This window comes from Klenkia brasiliensis (assembly GCF_900100695.1).
GTDB classification, from domain to species: Bacteria; Actinomycetota; Actinomycetes; order Mycobacteriales; family Geodermatophilaceae; genus Klenkia; species Klenkia brasiliensis.
Genome location: NZ_FNCF01000001.1, coordinates 422,780 through 437,602 on the forward strand (window position 1 = coordinate 422,780; position 14,823 = coordinate 437,602).

The window sequence follows — 14,823 nt, forward strand, 5'->3', positions numbered from 1 at the left end:
CCTCGATGACCACCGTCCTGCTCGTCCGCCACGGACAGAGCACCTGGAACGCCGCCGGCCTCATGCAGGGCCAGACGGCGCACGTGCCGTTGTCCGAGCTCGGCCACGAGCAGGCCCGCGCCGCGGCCGCCGAGCTCGCGGGGCTGGCGCCCGGGGCCATGGTGGCCAGCGACCTGCACCGCGCCGTGCAGACCGCCGAGCACTGCATGGCCGCGACCGGACGACGGTTCACCACCACGCCGGCGCTGCGCGAGCAGGGCTACGGCGTCCTGGAGGGCCGGCCCTCCCGCGAGCTGTGGGACGTCGTGGACTGGACCGACGTGCACTGGGCGGCCCAGGGCGGGGAGTCCCTGGCCCAGCTGCACGCCCGGGTGGCCGCCTACCTGTCCGACCTGCAGGCCGCTCCCCCGGCCGACGTCGTCGCCCTGGTCACCCACGGCGACACGATCCGGGCGGCGCAGGCCGTGGTCGCCGGCGACGGACCCGAGGGCATGCCGCACACCACCCCGCACAACGGCTCGATCACCCGGCTCGAGCTGTGAGCCGCACGCTGGTGCTGGGCGGCTCCCGGTCGGGGAAGTCCGCGCACGCCGAGTCGCTGCTCGAGGGCCGGGACGACGTCACCTACCTGGCCACGTCGGACCCCCGCCCGGACGACGCCGAGTGGACCGCCCGGGTCGCCGCGCACCGGGCCCGCCGGCCGGCGAGCTGGACCACCAAGGAGACGACCAACCCCGGCGAGCTGGTGCTGCCCGGCGTCTACCTGGTCGACTCGGTGACCACCTGGGTGACCGCGATGATGGACGCCAGCGGGGTCTGGGACGGCGGCCAGCGCGCCCGCGACCGGCTCTCCCGCCGGGTCGACGAGCTGCTCGAGGCGTGGGTGATGACCCCCGCGCACGTGGTGGCGGTCAGCGACGAGGTCGGGCTGGGCGTGGTGCCGGAGACGACGTCGGGCCGGCTGTTCCGCGACACCCTCGGCACGGTGAACCAGCGGCTGGCCGCGACCGCCGACGAGGTCTGGTTCGTCGTCGCCGGGCTGCCCCAGCGCCTGCGGTGAACGCCGCGGACCACGTCCGGGAGTCCTTCGTCTGGCTGACCGCCTTCCGGGTGCGCCCACCGGTGCCGGACCCGGGCGGGCGGGGGGTGCTGCCGTGGGCCCCGGTCGTCGGTGTCGCCCTGGGCGGCGGCGCGGGCGCGGTCGGCTGGGCGGGCAGCACCTACGCCGCACCGCTGGTCGGGGCGGTCCTCGCCGTGGCCGCGCTGGCGCTGGCCACCCGGGGCCTGCACCTGGACGGGCTCGCCGACACCGCCGACGGGCTCGGACCGCTGCGCGGCCGGGAGCGGGCGCTGCAGGTCATGCGCTCCGGCGACGTCGGCCCGTTCGGCGTGGCCACGCTCGTCCTGGTGCTGCTGCTGCAGGTGGCCTGCGCGGCGTCGCTGCTGCCGTCGGGTGGGGGCTGGCAGGCGATCGCGGTGGCGGTGCTGGTCTCGCGGCTCGCGCTGACCCGCGCCGGGCTGCCCGGTGTCCCGGTCGCCGAGGGCTCGGCCATGGCCGCCGCGGTGGCGGGCACGGTCTCGCGGCGCTGGTTCGCGGGGTGCGTCGTGGCGGTCGCGCTCGCCGTGGCGTCGGCGGCCGAGGGCGACCCGGTGCGGGGCCTCCTGCTGGGCGCGTCGGCGGTGCTCGGCCTGCTGGCCGGCGAGGTGCTGCACCGGCACGCCCGGTCCCGGCTCGGCGGGGTGAACGGCGACGTCCTGGGCGCGACGGCCGAGGTCACGACGGCGGCCACCCTGCTCGCCGCCGCGGTCCTGCTGCCCCTCGGCTGAGGGTGGCCGCACATCACCGACGGTGTGCGCACCGGGCGACGGCCGGCCACCGTGGGAGATGTCCGGCCACCCCGGCTGCGGGGGTGGGAGGTGACCCCTGGCGGTGGGAGGCCGTCGCGACCACCTCCCACCGTGCGGGACCGCCTCCGACCCCGGCCAGGGGTCAGTCGACGGAGACCAGGTCCACCACGAAGACGAGGGTGGCGCCGCCGGGGATGGGGCCCTGCCCCGCCGGGCCGTAGCCCAGGTCGCTGGGGATGGTGATGACCCGCCGGCCGCCGACCGCCATGCCCTGCACGCCCTGGTCGAAGCCCGGGATGACCCGGCCCGCGCCCGCGGTGAAGGGCAGCGTGGAGTCCGCTCCCCGGTTCCAGGAGGCGTCGAAGGTCTGCCCGGTGTCGTAGAAGGCACCCACGTACTTCACCTCGACCTGCGACCCCGACTCGGCCACCGGCCCGTCGCCGACCACCACGTCGGAGACCACCAGCCCGCACGGCGGCGCGGCGTCGGTCCCGGTGACCTCCGGCGCCACCGACAGGTCCGCCGACACCGACGACGGCGCCTCCGCGGTGGCCGGGGCGTCGGTGCAGGCAGCTGCCTCCGTCGTCGGGCCCGCCACCGCCGGCGACGACGCGGTCGCCGCGCCGGACGAGGAGCCCGAGGAGGTGGTGGAGGACCCGCACGCGGCCAGGAGCAGCGCGGCGGGCAGGACGAGCAGGGCGGAGCGGGTGCGGGTCACGAGGTCCTCTCGGCGGGGGTACGGGGTCCTGCTTCGAGGTCGCCCTCGGTGTCCAGGTAGGTCTGGCGCAGCGCGGCCAGGACCTCGGGGTCGGGCTCGGCCCAGAGCTCGCGGTCCACGGCCTCCAGCAGCCGCTCGGCGATCCCGTGCAGCGCCCAGGGGTTGGACTCCTCCAGGAACGCCCGGTTCTCCGGGTCCAGCACGTAGCTCTGGGTCAGCTTCTCGTACATCCAGTCGGCGACCACGCCGGTGGTGGCGTCGTAGCCGAACAGGTAGTCCACCGTCGCGGCCATCTCGAAGGCGCCCTTGTAGCCGTGCCGGCGCATCGCGGCGATCCACTTTGGGTTGACCACCCGGGCCCGGAAGACCCGCGAGGTCTCCTCCACCAGCGAGCGGGTGCGCACGTGCTCGGGCCGGGTGGAGTCACCGATGTAGGCCTTCGGCGAGCTGCCGGTCAGCGCGCGGACCGTGGCGACCATCCCGCCGTGGTACTGGAAGTAGTCGTCGGAGTCGGCGATGTCGTGCTCGCGGGTGTCGATGTTCTTCGCCGCCACCGCGATCCGCCGGTAGGCGGTCTCCATGTCCGGCCGGGCGGCGGCGCCGTCGAGGTCGCGGCCGTAGGCGTAGCCGCCCCACACCGCGTAGACCTCGGCCAGGTCGGCGTCGGTGCGCCAGTCCCGGCTGTCGATCAGCGACAGCAGGCCCGCCCCGTACGCGCCGGGCTTGGAGCCGAAGACCCGGGTGGTGGCCCGGCGGCGGTCGCCGTGCTCGGCCACGTCGGCGTCGACGTGCTTGCGCACGTAGTTGTCCTCCGGCGACTCGTCGAGACCGGCGGCCAGGGTCACCGCGTCGTCGAGCATGGTCACCACGTGCGGGAAGGCGTCCCGGAAGAACCCGGAGATGCGGACGACGACGTCGATGCGCGGCCGCCCGAGCTCGGCCAGCGGGATCGGCTCGAGCTCCTTGACCCGGCGGGAGGCCTCGTCCCAGACCGGCCGGACGCCGAGCAGCGCCAGCACCTGGGCGACGTCGTCACCGCTGGTGCGCATCGCCGACGTGCCCCACACCGACAGGCCCACCGACGCGGGCCAGGAACCCTCCTCGTTCCGGTAGCGCTCCAGCAGGCCGTCGGCCAGGCCCTGCCCGGTCTCCCAGGCCAGCCGCGAGGGCACCGCCCGCGGGTCGACGGAGTAGAAGTTGCGCCCGGTCGGCAGCACGTTGACCAGCCCGCGCAGCGGCGAGCCCGAGGGCCCGGCCGGCACGTAGCCGCCGTCCAGGGCGTGCAGCGCCAGGTCGATCTCGTCGGTGGTGCGGGCCAGCCGCGGCACCAGCTCGTCGACGGCGAAGTGCAGCACCCGCTCCACCTCGGGGTGCGCCGCGCCCAGGACGTCGTGCACCACCGGCGCGACGGCCTCCGACGTCCAGCCGGCGGCCTCCAGGCCCTCCACCAGCGCCAGCGCCCGGGCCTCCACGGCGTCGGTCTCCGCCAGGCCCGCCGTCCCGTCCTCGACCAGGCCCAGCGCCTCGCGCAGGCCCGGCATCGCGACCGCGCCGCCCCAGATCTGCCGGGCGCGCAGGATCGCCAGCACCAGGCCCACCCGGGCGTCGCCCTCGGGCGGGGAGCCGAACACGTGCAGGCCGTCGCGGATCTGCGAGTCCTTGATGGCGCACAACCAGCCGTCGACGTGCAGGATCATCTCGTCGAACTCGGCGTCGTGCGGCCGGTCCTCCAGGCCCAGGTCGTGGTCCATCTTCGCGGCCTGGATCAGCGTCCAGATCTGCTGGCGGATCGCCGGCAGCTTCGGCGGGTCCATCGCGGCGATGTTGGCGTGCTCGTCGAGCAGCTGCTCCAGCCGCGCGATGTCGCCGTAGGAGTCCGCGCGGGCCATCGGCGGCACCATGTGGTCGACCAGCACCGCGTGCGCCCGGCGCTTGGCCTGCGAGCCCTCGCCGGGGTCGTTGACCAGGAACGGGTAGACCACCGGCAGGTCGCCGAGTGCGGCGTCGGGCGCGCAGGACGCCGAGAGCCCCACCGTCTTGCCCGGCATCCACTCCAGGTTGCCGTGCTTGCCCACGTGCACCAGCGCGTGCGCGCCGAACTGCGACCGCAGCCAGTGGTAGGCGGCCAGGTAGTGGTGGGAGGGCGGCAGGTCGGGGTCGTGGTAGATCGCGATCGGGTTCTCCCCGAACCCGCGCGGGGGCTGCACCATCACCACGACGTTGCCGGCCCGCAGGGCGGCGAAGACGATGCAGTCGTCGGTCGGGTCGACGAACAGCTGCCCGGGCGGCGGGCCCCAGTGCTCGACCATCCGGTCGGCGAGCTCGGCGGGCAGGGTGTCGAAGAAGCGGCGGTACTCGGCGGCCGGGATGCGCACCGGGTTGCCGCTCAGCTGCTCCTGGGTGAGCCAGTCGGGGTCCTGCCCGCCGGCCTCGATGAGCGCGTGCACCAGGGCGTCGCCGTCGAGGTCCGCGACGCCGGGCAGCGATCCGGGGCCGTCGAACGGGCCGATGTCGTAGCCCTGCCCGGCCATGGCGGCCAGCAGCCGGACGACGGAGGCCGGGGTGTCCAGTCCCACCGCGTTGCCGATCCGGGCGTGCTTGGTCGGGTAGGCCGACAGCATCACCACGACCTTGCGCTGCGCCGGCGGGGTGTGCCGCAGCCGGGCGTGCGCGACGGCGATGCCGGCGACCCGCGCGGCCCGCTCGGGGTCGGGCACGTAGGAGGTCAGGCCGTCGGCGTCGACCTCCTTGAAGGAGAACGGCACGGTGATGATCCGGCCGTCGAACTCGGGGATGGCCACCTGGTTGCCGACGTCCAGCGGGGAGAGCCCGTCGTCGTTGCCGGCCCAGGTCTCCCGGTCGCTGCCCAGCACCAGGCCCTGGATGACCGGGATGTCGAGCCGGGCGAGCTCGCCGACGTCCCACGCGCCGTCGTCCCCACCTGCCTGGGCGGTGGCCGGGCGCGAACCGCCGGCCGCGAGCACGGTGACGACCATCGCGTCGACGGTGCGCAGCACGTCGAGCATCGCGGGGTCCACGGCGCGCAGCGAGGCCGTGTAGACCGGCACCGGCACCCCGCCGGCGGTCTCGACCGCGGCGCACAGGGAGTCCACGAACGCGGTGTTCCCGGCCAGGTGGTGCGCCCGGTAGTACAGGACGGCGACCCGCGGCCCGGTCGCGGTGGTGGCCCGGTCGACCACGCCCCAGGCGGGTGCCTCGGCGGGCCGCTCGAAGCCCTCGCCGTCCAGCAGCACGGTGTCGGCGAGGAAGCGGTGCAGCTGCACGATGTTCTCGGGGCCGCCCTGCGCGAGGTAGGCGTGCGCCTCGGTGGCCACGCCCATCGGCACGGTCGAGAGCTCCATCAGCTCGGCGTCGGGCAGCTGCTCCCCGCCCAGCACCACCACCGGGACGCCGAGGCCCAGCAGCGGGGCCACCATGTCCTCGTACTTCCGCCGCGACCCGAGGATGCGGAAGACCACGAGGTCGGTGCCGCGGGCGAACTCGACGAGGTCGCCGACGCGGTAGGGGTTGCCCAGCCGCCACCCGGAGTCGCTCGTGCGGGCGGCGAGCAGGTCGGTGTCGGACGTGGACAGCAGCGTGAAGGTGCGCACCGTGAGCCTTCCCCCGGGTCCGCGCCCGGAGTTCGTGGGGCACGGCAGCCGCAGTGTCTGGCTCCCCCCGAGGGGGTCACAGTGGCGGGACCGCACCGGGGTCGCACCGGTTTCCTGCGCACTGCCGTGGTTGGCGCCGACGCTACCCGGCGGTCCCGGGCAGGTCGGGCACGACGGCCGGGCCGGCCTCCCACGGGCGGGGCAGGTCCTCGGGGTGGGCGCGCAGCGCGATGAGGGCGACGTCGTCCTCGGGGTGGCGGGGCACCGTGGCCAGCACCCGGTCGCACAGCTCGTCCAGGCCCACCCCGGCGCGCACCAGCCGGCCCACGACCTGCACCAGCCGGGCGGTGCCGGCGTCCAGGTCGCTGCCGCGGCGCTCGACCAGGCCGTCGGTGTGCAGCAGCAGGGTGCTGCCCGGCGGCAGGGGGACCTCGTGGTCGTGCCGCGGGGCGGTGTGGTCGACCCCGAGCAGCAGGTCGCGGCCCTCGAGCAGCACCACGTCGCCGTCGGGGTCGACCAGCAGCGGCGCGGGGTGGCCGGCGTTGGACCAGCGCAGCAGCCGGCCGGCGCCGGTCTGCTCCACCCGGGCGACCAGCACGGTGGCCAGCGTGCCGACGTCGAGCCCGGCGACCGCGCGGTCCAGGGTGGTCAGCACCTGCGCCGGCGTCCCGCCCGCGGCCCACACGATGCCGCGCAGCACGTTGCGCAACTGGCCCATCGCCGCGGCGGCCTCCCGGTCGTGGCCGGTGACGTCGCCGATCACCAGGTGGGTCGCGCCGTCCGGGCCGAGGAACGCGTCGTACCAGTCACCGCCGACCTGCGCCTCGGCCGCGGCCGGCACGTACCGCGGCACCACGTGCAGGTGGTCGGGCTCGGGCGGGGCGGTGAGCAGCGAGCGCTGCAGCGTCTCGGCCAGCCGGGCCACCGCCGAGGCCGCCTCCGCGGCGGCGCCGGCGGAGGCGATCCGGGTCAGGGTCTGGGCGGTGAGGGCACCCAGCGCGCTGACGAACTCGCGGTCGGCCGGCCGCCAGTACCGGTCGACCCGCTGCCCGAGGGCCAGCGACCCGATCAGCCGGTTCGCCGACCGCAGCGGCACCGAGCACCCCGACCGCACACCCGAACGGCGCCAGACGCCGACCCCGCCGGGGAACAGCCGCGCCGCGGTCTCCAGGTCGGGCACGAAGTGCGCCCGGCCGTGGACGGCGGAGTCGACCATCGGCAGCGGGAAGTCGGCCGGGAGCCGGCGGACGGTGTCGACCGTCTGGGCGTCCAGGGGCGCGTCGACGTAGGTGGTGACCGCCGACCCGTCGTCGTCGGTCACGCAGAGGATGACCCCCGTGGTGCCCAGCGTCGCCGCGGCGTGCCGGGTGACCACGGCCAGGGCGGCACCGACGGTCTCCGCGCCGCCCAGCTCCTCGGCGACGGTCACCAGCCCCGCCATCCGGGTGGCGTCGGCGAACTGCTGCTGGGCGGCCTCGCGGCCGTCGGTCACGTCGACGTTGGTGCCGACCATCCGCACGGGCGCGCCGGTGTCGTCCTGGAGCACCCGGCCCAGCGCGGCGACCCACCGGACGGCGCCGTCGGGGTGCACCACCCGGAACTCCACGTCGAGCAGGTCACCTCCGACGATGGCCTCGTCGAGGGCCCCCTGCACCACCGGCCGGTCGTCGGGGTGGATGGCCAGGTCGATGTCGGCGACGGTGCCGGTGAGCTCGACCCCGCTCAGGCCGAAGATCGCCCGGCTGCGGTCGTCCCAGACCAGCTCGTCGGTGCGCAGGTCCCAGTCCCACAGGCCCAGGCCCGCCGCCGAGGTCGCCACGGCGAGCCGGGCCAGGAGCACGTCCCGGTCACCGGCGACCTCACCACGCGTCGTGGCCACGCGGGCAGTATGCGGTACGGCAACCTCCGGAATCGAGCACCACGCGGTGGCCCGCTGCCCCCGGGCCACCGCGCGGTGCACTCACCCCCGGGCGCGCAGCTCGCGCCGCAGGATCTTGCCGGTGGTGGTCTTGGGGAGCTCCTCGACCACCTCGACGTACCGCGGGTACTTGTAGGCCGCCATCCGCTCCTTGGCCCAGGCGATGACCTCGTCGGGGTCGACCGTGGCGCCCGGCTTGGTCGAGACGTAGGCCTTGACGGTCTCGCCGCGCACCTCGTCGGGGATGCCCACCACGGCGACCTCGCGGACGGCGGGGTGCCCGTAGAGCACGTCCTCCACCTCGCGCGGCCACACCTTGTAGCCGGCCGCGTTGATCATGTCCTTCTTGCGGTCGACCAGGAAGAACCAGCCCTGCGCGTCCATGAACCCGACGTCGCCGGTGCGCAGCTCCCCGCCGGGGATGGACTCCGCGGTCGCGTCGGGCCGCTCCCAATAGCCGGGCACGACCTGGGGACCTGCGGTGGCGAACTCGCCCACCTCGCCGACCGGCACCTCCTCGCCGTCCTCCCCGAGCACCCGCACCACGGTGTCGTAGACCGGCACCCCGACGCTGAGCGCGCCGGAGTTCTCGTCGACCGGGGCCTTCACGCCCATCGGCACGCCGTGCGAGGGGCTGTTGGTCTCGGTCAGCCCGTAGATGTTGTGCACGTAGACGCCGAGCTTGTCCTCCAGCTGGTCGGTGACCGCCGGGGCGATCGGCGCCCCGCCGGAGTAGACCGCCCTCAGCGAGGAGAAGTCCTCGCGGGTGGCGCCGGCGGCGTTGCCCAGCGCGATGAACACCGCGATGGCGCCGACGGTGAAGGTCGGCCGGTGCTCCCGGATGGCCTCGAGCACCACGTCGGGGTGGAACCGGTGGGCGATGACCAGCGGGCAGCCGACCAGCATCGCGATGGCCACGTGCCCGATCAGCCCGGTGATGTGGAACAGCGGGGCCACGCCCAGCACCACGTCGTCCGGGCCCAGCCGCATCCACTCGCGGTAGGTGCAGGCGTTGAACGTCATGGTCGAGTGCGTGTTCATCGCACCCTTGGGCCGGCCGGTGGTGCCCGAGGTGTAGGTCAGCACCCCGATGTCGTCGCCGGACAGCTCGACCGGGGGCGGCTGCTGACCGGCGAACCGGGTGGCCAGCTCGTCGAGGTCGGTGGTGCCCTCGGGGGTGCTCTTCGTCGTCCCCTCGAACAGCCGGGGGTCGGCGCGGGTCTGGTGGTCCAGCCCCGAGCAGGTGATGACCGTGCGCACCGACGTCTCCGGCAGCACGCCCCGGGCGACCGTGTCGTACAGCTCGTCCAGGCACAGCAGCGCCGTGGCCCCGGAGTCGGTGAGCAGGTAGGTCAGCTCGGCGGCCTTGTTCATCGGGTTGATCGCCACCGCGGCCCCGCCGGCCTTCCACGCGCCCAGCAGACCGATGACGAAGGCGGGGTCGTTCTGCACGTAGAGGCCCATCCGGTCGCCGCGGGCGAAACCGCCCTCCAGCAGCCCCAGGGCGAGGGCGTCGGAGGCGGCGTCGAGGTCGGCGTAGGTCAGGGTGCCGTCGAAGTACCTGATGGCGACCGCGTCGGGCGTCGCCGCGGTGGTGGCCCGGAAGACGTCGAGCAGCGTGGCGTGCTCGGGCGTGATCGAGGCCGGCTGACCCTCCCCGTAGAGGGCCAGCCACGGCTTGTCGGTGTAGACGCTCACTTGATCGCCAGCGGGTTCACCGGCGACCCCGAGCCCAGGTGCACCTTGAGCGGGGCGGCGGCGTACAGGAACGTGTACTGGCCGTCCTCGGCGCAGCTGTCGGCCAGGGTCTCCAGGTCGGCGATCTCGGTGAGGGTGACCCCGAGGTTGCGCATCAGCGCGCTGTGCAGCGGCAGCGCCGTCCCGTTGTTGGGGTCGAAGGTGACCTCGTTGGCGATGGTGTCGGTGACCAGGTTGGGGATCTCCATCTCCTGGAACCACTGCACCAGCTCGGGGCTGTACACCAGGCCCGGCTCGCAGAAGCCCTCGTAGAAGGCCTCGCCCTGGTCGTGGAACAACTGCAGGAAGTTCGTGCGGATGACCAGCACGTCCCGCTTCTGGATCTCCACACCCTGCGCCCGCGCGCACTCCTCGAGGTCGGCGTGGGTGAACGTCTCGGCCTTGTCCAGCGTGCGCTTGCCGCGGAAGCGGGCCATGTCGAGCAGGATGCCGCGGCCGACCACGCCCTTCTGCGCGATGGGCTCGACGCTGGCCTTCTGCAGGCCGCCGACGGTCGTGCGGGCGTCGAATCCGTTCCAGATCTTGCCGCCGTACCAGACGTGGCCCAGCGCGTCGTACTGCGTGGACCCCTGCAGGAACGCGTTGATCTTGTCGTCGGCGTAGTGCAGCCCGCCGGGGTAGGACGGGGCGTCGGAGCCGTCCCAGCTGGACTCGTCGAGGATCTGCGTGCGCTCGGCCGGCGTGCGGCCCGGCCAGACCGGGTCGCCCTTGGGGTCGCCGATCAGGCGCTGCAGGGTGTGCACCTCGCCCTTCTTCACGTGCGCGATGCCGCGCAGCACCTCGTCGGCGGTGAGGTAGTTCAGCGCACCCACCTCGTCGTCGGGGCCCCACTTGCCCCAGTTGGTCGGCGAGTCGGCGAGCAGGTCGGTCAGGTCGGGGACCGCGGGCTTCTCGGTGCTGGTCATGTCGTCTCCTCGTCGAGCGGCAGGGACCACCACGACCGGACGCTCGTCCGGTCGGCGCTGGCGTGCAGGATGATGCAGGTCACACCCGAGGGGGGTCAAGGTCGTCGCGACGGTCTCGCAACGCTCCCCCGCCCAGCAGTCGCAGGGCGTAGTCGACGTACTGCGCAGCGACCTCCTCGGGCGTCAGCGGTCCCCCCGGCCGGAACCACTGCGGGATCGCGGTGCACAGCGTGACGACGGCGCGGGCGCCCGCGCGGGGGTCGGCGACCGACAGCTGACCGGCGGCCACGGCGGCGGCCACCTCCTCGTCGACCGCCTGCTGCTGGGCCCGCCGGATCCCGGCCACCCGCTGGTAGTCCACCGGGGCGAGGCTGCGCATCTCGCTGGCCCCGAGGAAGGCCGTGGCCCGCCGGTGGGAGTGGAACAGCGCCAGGCACTCGACCAGCAGCGCCACCCGCTGGACCGGGTCGCCACCCGCGGCGCGGGCGCCGCGGACCCGGGCGTCGAGGTCGGCCATCGTGCGGTCGAGCAGCGCGACGAGCATGTCGTACTTGCTCTCGTAGTAGTGGTAGAGGCCGGAGACCGACAGCCCCGCGCGCGCGGCGATCGTCCGGATCGTCGACCCGTGGTACCCGACCTCGACGAAGCCGGCCAGGGCCGCGGTCAGCGCCGGGTCCAGCCGCAGCGGGCCGTAGCGGCGCCAGTCCTCGTCGGCGGGCGGCGGCGGGCCCGCGGCCGGCAACCCGGTGAGGACGCCGGGGCCCGGGCCGCGGCCGTCGGGGTCGAAGACCCGGGCCACCGGGACGCCGAGCAGGTCGGCGATGGCCGCGACCCGGACGGCGCTGACGCCGGTGTGCCCGTTCTCCACCGCGCTCAACGTCGCCGGGCTCACGCCCAGGCCGGCCGCGAGCGCGCGCAGGGTGACCCCGCGCGCGGTGCGCAGCCGGCGGATCGAGGCGCCGATGCCCGCGTCCGTGCCCATCTCTCCGGCCACCCTCCTCGCCCGGGACCGTCGGACCCCGCTGTTAGCGTGCCGCCACCGTGCACCGGCGCACGTGTTCAGGAAGGCTGATCATGACCCACTCCCTCGCCACCCCGTCAAGCCGCGCCACCGACCTGCACGCCCGGATGGTGGACTTCCTGAGCGACCAGGTGCTGCCGGCCGAGGCGGAGTACGAGCAGTCGCGCCGCGAGGCCGGCCCGGACGGGCACGACGTCCCGCCGGTGGTGGAGAAGCTCAAGACCGAGGCGAAGGCCCAGGGCCTGTGGAATCTGTTCCTGCCCAGCGAGTCGGGGCTGACGCAGCTGGAGTACGCGCCGCTGGCCGAGCTGACCGGCTGGAGCCTGGACCTGTTCCCCGAGGCCACCAACTGCGCGGCGCCCGACACCGGGAACATGGAGCTGCTGCACCTGCTGGGCACGCCGGAGCAGAAGCAGCAGTGGCTCGAGCCGCTGCTGGCCGGGGAGATCCGGTCGGCGTTCGCGATGACCGAGCCGGCGGTGGCCAGCAGCGACGCCACCAACATCGAGACCCGCATCGAGCGCGACGGCGGCGACTACGTCATCAACGGCCGCAAGTGGTGGACCTCGGGCGTGCTGGACCCGCGGTGCGCCGTGCTGGTGGTCATGGGCAAGACCGACCCGCAGGCGCCCAGGCACCGGCAGCAGTCGATGGTCGTCGTGCCGCGCGACACCCCGGGCATCACCGTCGAGCGCGACCTGCCGGTGTTCGGCCAGCACGACCAGCACGGCCACGGCGTGGTGCGCTTCGACGACGTCCGGGTGCCGGTGTCGTCGGTCATCGGCGAGGAGGGCGGCGGGTTCGCCGCCGCGCAGGCCCGGCTGGGGCCCGGGCGCATCCACCACTGCATGCGCGCGCTGGGCGCGGCCGAGCGGGCGCTGGCGATGATGGTCGCCCGGGTGACCGAGCGGGTCGCGTTCGGCAAGCCGCTGGCCGAGCAGGGCGTGGTGCAGCACCAGATCGCCGAGAGCCGCATCGAGCTCGACCAGGCCCGGCTGATCTGCCACCAGGCCTGCCAGGTCATCGACACGCAGGGCAACAAGGCGGCCAAGGACCTGGTCGCGATGGCCAAGGTCGCCGTCCCGCGGGCCGCGTCGAGCGTCATCGACCGGGCCATCCAGGTCCACGGCGGCGCCGGCGTCACCGACGTCACCCCGCTGGCCGCGATGGCCGGCTGGCACCGGGCGATGCGGCTGTTCGACGGCCCCGACGAGGTGCACCTGCGGTCGCTGGCCAAGAGCGAGCTCGGCCGCGCACCCCTGGTCCCGCTCGCCCGGGTCACCGTCTAGCCGGGTCACCCACCGCCGCTCGCCGCCGGTGCAGCCGGCTGCGTTTGCCAGACCGGCACGGATCGTTGCGGGTCCGGCCGGGTGGGCGGCACCGTCGCCGGCATGGATGCGGACGTGGTGGTCATCGGTGGGGGTCCGGCGGGGCTGAGCGGGGCGAAGGCGCTGGCCCGCTCGCTGCGGTCGGTGGTGGTCGTGGACGACGACCGGCCGCGCAACGCCCCGGCGGACGGGGCGCACAACGTGCTGGGGCACGAGGGCATCGCGCCCCGGGAGCTGCTGGCCATCGGCCGGCGGGAGCTCGAGGGCTACGGCGGCCGGGTGCTGGCCGGCCGCGTGGTCGACGCCCGGCCGGTGGACGGCGGGTTCGAGGTGCAGCTGGCCGACGGCGGCGTGCTGACCGCGCGGCGGCTGCTGCTGGCCGGCGGCGGGGTGGACGAGCTGCCCGACGTCCCCGGCCTGGTCGAGCGGTGGGGCCGCGACGTGCTGCACTGCCCCTACTGCCACGGCTACGAGGTGCGCGGCCAGGCGATCGGCGTGCTGGCGACCAGCGCGGTGTCGGTGCACTCGGCGCTGATGTTCTCCCAGCTCAGCCCCGACGTCGTCCTCCTCGCGCACGGGTACGCCCCGACCGCCGAGGAGCGCACGACGCTGGCGGCGCGGGGCGTGCGGGTCGTCGAGGGCACGGTGACCGGCGTCGAGGTGACCGAGGACCGGCTCTCGGGCGTCCGGCTGGTCTCGGGCGAGGTGGTCCCCCGCGATGCGCTGGTCGTCACCTCCTTCGTGCGGGCCCGCACCGACCACCTGACCGGGCTGGACCTGCCGGTCGAGGAGCTGCGGATGGGCGACCTGGTGCTCGGCACCCGGGTCGTGGCCGAGCCGACCGGGCGGACCCCGGTGCCGGGCGTGTGGGCGGCGGGCAACGCGGTGGAGCCGATGGGTCAGGTGGTCGCCTCGATGGCCGCGGGGCTGATGGCCGGCGCCCAGCTGAACATGGACCTGATCACGAACCCGTGACCCGGGTGCCGACGACGACCGCGGCGCCGCGGTCGTCGTCGGTGACCAGCCGCCCGGACAGGCCCCCGGCGGCCACCGCGGCCAGCGTGCCGGGCGCCTGCCGCCGGCTGGTCTCCAGCAGCAGCGCACCGCCCGGGGCCAGCCAGGCACGCGCCCCGGCAGCCACCCGCCGGTGCAGGTCCAGGCCGTCGGCGCCGCCGTCCAGCGCGGTGACCGGTTCGTGGTCGCGGGCCTCGGGCGGCATGTCGGCGATCGCGTCGGTGGGCACGTAGGGGGCGTTCACGCAGAGCAGGTCGACCCGGCCGCGCAGCTGCCCCGGCAGGGCGTCGAACAGGTCGCCGGCCCGGGCGTCGACGCCGTTGCGCCGGGCGCAGGCCACCGCGACGGGGTCGACGTCCGCCGCGATCAGCTCGACCTCCCCCAGCCCGGCGGCCACCGCGAGGCCGACCGCGCCGGACCCGCAGCACAGGTCGACGACCACCCGCCCGCCGAGCGCGACCGCCTCCTCGACCAGCAGCGCCGTCCGCTGGCGGGGCACGAAGACGCCGGGATCCAGCAGCACCCGCAGGCCGCCGAACGTGACCCAGCCGAGCACCTGCTCGAGCGGCTCGCCGGCCACCCGCCGGGCGACGAGGCCGGAGGGACCATCGAGGTCGCGGCCGTCGGCGGCCAGCAGCGCGGCCTCCTCCTCGGCGAAGACGCAGCCCGCGGCGCGCAGCCGTGCCACCACGTCGTCCACGC

General features: G+C 75.0%; 12 protein-coding genes and 1 riboswitch. Of the genes, 5 read left to right on the forward strand and 7 right to left on the reverse strand.

Features of this window, described 5'->3' with window-relative positions; all coding sequences use genetic code 11:
- Positions 1–5 precede the first annotated feature (5 nt).
- The 3 genes from BLT39_RS02180 to BLT39_RS02190 are packed head-to-tail and all read left to right on the forward strand — an operon-like array spanning position 6 to position 1,827.
- Positions 6–542 carry a histidine phosphatase family protein gene (locus BLT39_RS02180; protein WP_091057858.1) on the forward strand — a complete coding sequence of 179 codons (537 nt, stop codon included), beginning with the start codon at positions 6–8 and terminating at the stop codon, positions 540–542.
- Complete coding sequence (cobU, locus tag BLT39_RS02185) at positions 539–1,060, forward strand: bifunctional adenosylcobinamide kinase/adenosylcobinamide-phosphate guanylyltransferase (RefSeq protein ID WP_091057862.1); 522 nt, start codon at positions 539–541, stop codon at positions 1,058–1,060. Before BLT39_RS02180 ends, cobU begins: the two co-directional genes overlap by 4 nt.
- A complete protein-coding gene (locus tag BLT39_RS02190; RefSeq protein WP_242658095.1) occupies positions 1,057–1,827 on the forward strand; it encodes an adenosylcobinamide-GDP ribazoletransferase in 771 nt (256 codons plus the stop codon). Before cobU ends, BLT39_RS02190 begins: the two co-directional genes overlap by 4 nt.
- Positions 1,828–1,990: 163 nt before the next feature.
- On the opposite strand, the gene BLT39_RS02195 is transcribed toward BLT39_RS02190, so the two are convergent.
- From BLT39_RS02195 to BLT39_RS02220, 6 genes are all read right to left on the reverse strand, one after another.
- The gene (locus BLT39_RS02195; RefSeq protein ID WP_242658096.1) at positions 1,991–2,566 is read right to left on the reverse strand and encodes an FKBP-type peptidyl-prolyl cis-trans isomerase; all 576 of its coding nucleotides are present in this window, start codon (positions 2,564–2,566) and stop codon (positions 1,991–1,993) included.
- Complete coding sequence (gene cobN / locus BLT39_RS02200) at positions 2,563–6,177, reverse strand: cobaltochelatase subunit CobN (protein WP_207507522.1); 3,615 nt, start codon at positions 6,175–6,177, stop codon at positions 2,563–2,565. The genes BLT39_RS02195 and cobN overlap by 4 nt, the downstream gene beginning before the upstream one ends.
- A 51-nt stretch (positions 6,178–6,228) precedes the next feature.
- A riboswitch (cobalamin riboswitch) is annotated at positions 6,229–6,294 on the reverse strand.
- A 25-nt stretch (positions 6,295–6,319) separates the two neighbouring features.
- A complete protein-coding gene (locus BLT39_RS02205) occupies positions 6,320–8,056 on the reverse strand; it encodes a SpoIIE family protein phosphatase (protein WP_165640099.1) in 1,737 nt (578 codons plus the stop codon).
- An 81-nt stretch (positions 8,057–8,137) separates the two neighbouring features.
- Positions 8,138–9,793, reverse strand: coding sequence for a class I adenylate-forming enzyme family protein (locus BLT39_RS02210; protein WP_091057870.1), 1,656 nt, complete (start codon positions 9,791–9,793; stop codon positions 8,138–8,140).
- Complete coding sequence (locus BLT39_RS02215) at positions 9,790–10,758, reverse strand: cyclase family protein (protein WP_091057873.1); 969 nt, start codon at positions 10,756–10,758, stop codon at positions 9,790–9,792. Before BLT39_RS02215 ends, BLT39_RS02210 begins: the two co-directional genes overlap by 4 nt.
- Positions 10,759–10,837: 79 nt before the next feature.
- The gene (locus BLT39_RS02220) at positions 10,838–11,740 is read right to left on the reverse strand and encodes a TetR-type transcription factor C-terminal domain-containing protein (protein WP_091057876.1); all 903 of its coding nucleotides are present in this window, start codon (positions 11,738–11,740) and stop codon (positions 10,838–10,840) included.
- Between the two features lie 92 nt (positions 11,741–11,832).
- Between BLT39_RS02220 and BLT39_RS02225 the strand changes: the two genes are divergently transcribed.
- Complete coding sequence (locus BLT39_RS02225; protein WP_091057880.1) at positions 11,833–13,068, forward strand: acyl-CoA dehydrogenase family protein; 1,236 nt, start codon at positions 11,833–11,835, stop codon at positions 13,066–13,068.
- A gap of 102 nt (positions 13,069–13,170) precedes the next feature.
- Positions 13,171–14,082, forward strand: coding sequence for an NAD(P)/FAD-dependent oxidoreductase (locus BLT39_RS02230; protein ID WP_091059283.1), 912 nt, complete (start codon positions 13,171–13,173; stop codon positions 14,080–14,082).
- On the opposite strand, the gene BLT39_RS02235 is transcribed toward BLT39_RS02230, so the two are convergent.
- The gene (locus BLT39_RS02235; protein WP_242658097.1) at positions 14,069–14,821 is read right to left on the reverse strand and encodes a putative protein N(5)-glutamine methyltransferase; all 753 of its coding nucleotides are present in this window, start codon (positions 14,819–14,821) and stop codon (positions 14,069–14,071) included. The two genes, BLT39_RS02230 and BLT39_RS02235, sit on opposite strands and share 14 nt — an antisense overlap.
- Positions 14,822–14,823: the final 2 nt, after the last annotated feature.

Coding starts and splice junctions, on each gene's coding strand:
- BLT39_RS02180 (WP_091057858.1), top strand. CDS start 6: ATGACCACCGTCCTGCTCGTCCGCCACGGACAGAGCACCTGGAACGCC.
- BLT39_RS02215 (WP_091057873.1), bottom strand. CDS start 10,758: ATGACCAGCACCGAGAAGCCCGCGGTCCCCGACCTGACCGACCTGCTC.
- BLT39_RS02220 (WP_091057876.1), bottom strand. CDS start 11,740: ATGGGCACGGACGCGGGCATCGGCGCCTCGATCCGCCGGCTGCGCACC.
- BLT39_RS02225 (WP_091057880.1), top strand. CDS start 11,833: ATGACCCACTCCCTCGCCACCCCGTCAAGCCGCGCCACCGACCTGCAC.
- BLT39_RS02230 (WP_091059283.1), top strand. CDS start 13,171: ATGGATGCGGACGTGGTGGTCATCGGTGGGGGTCCGGCGGGGCTGAGC.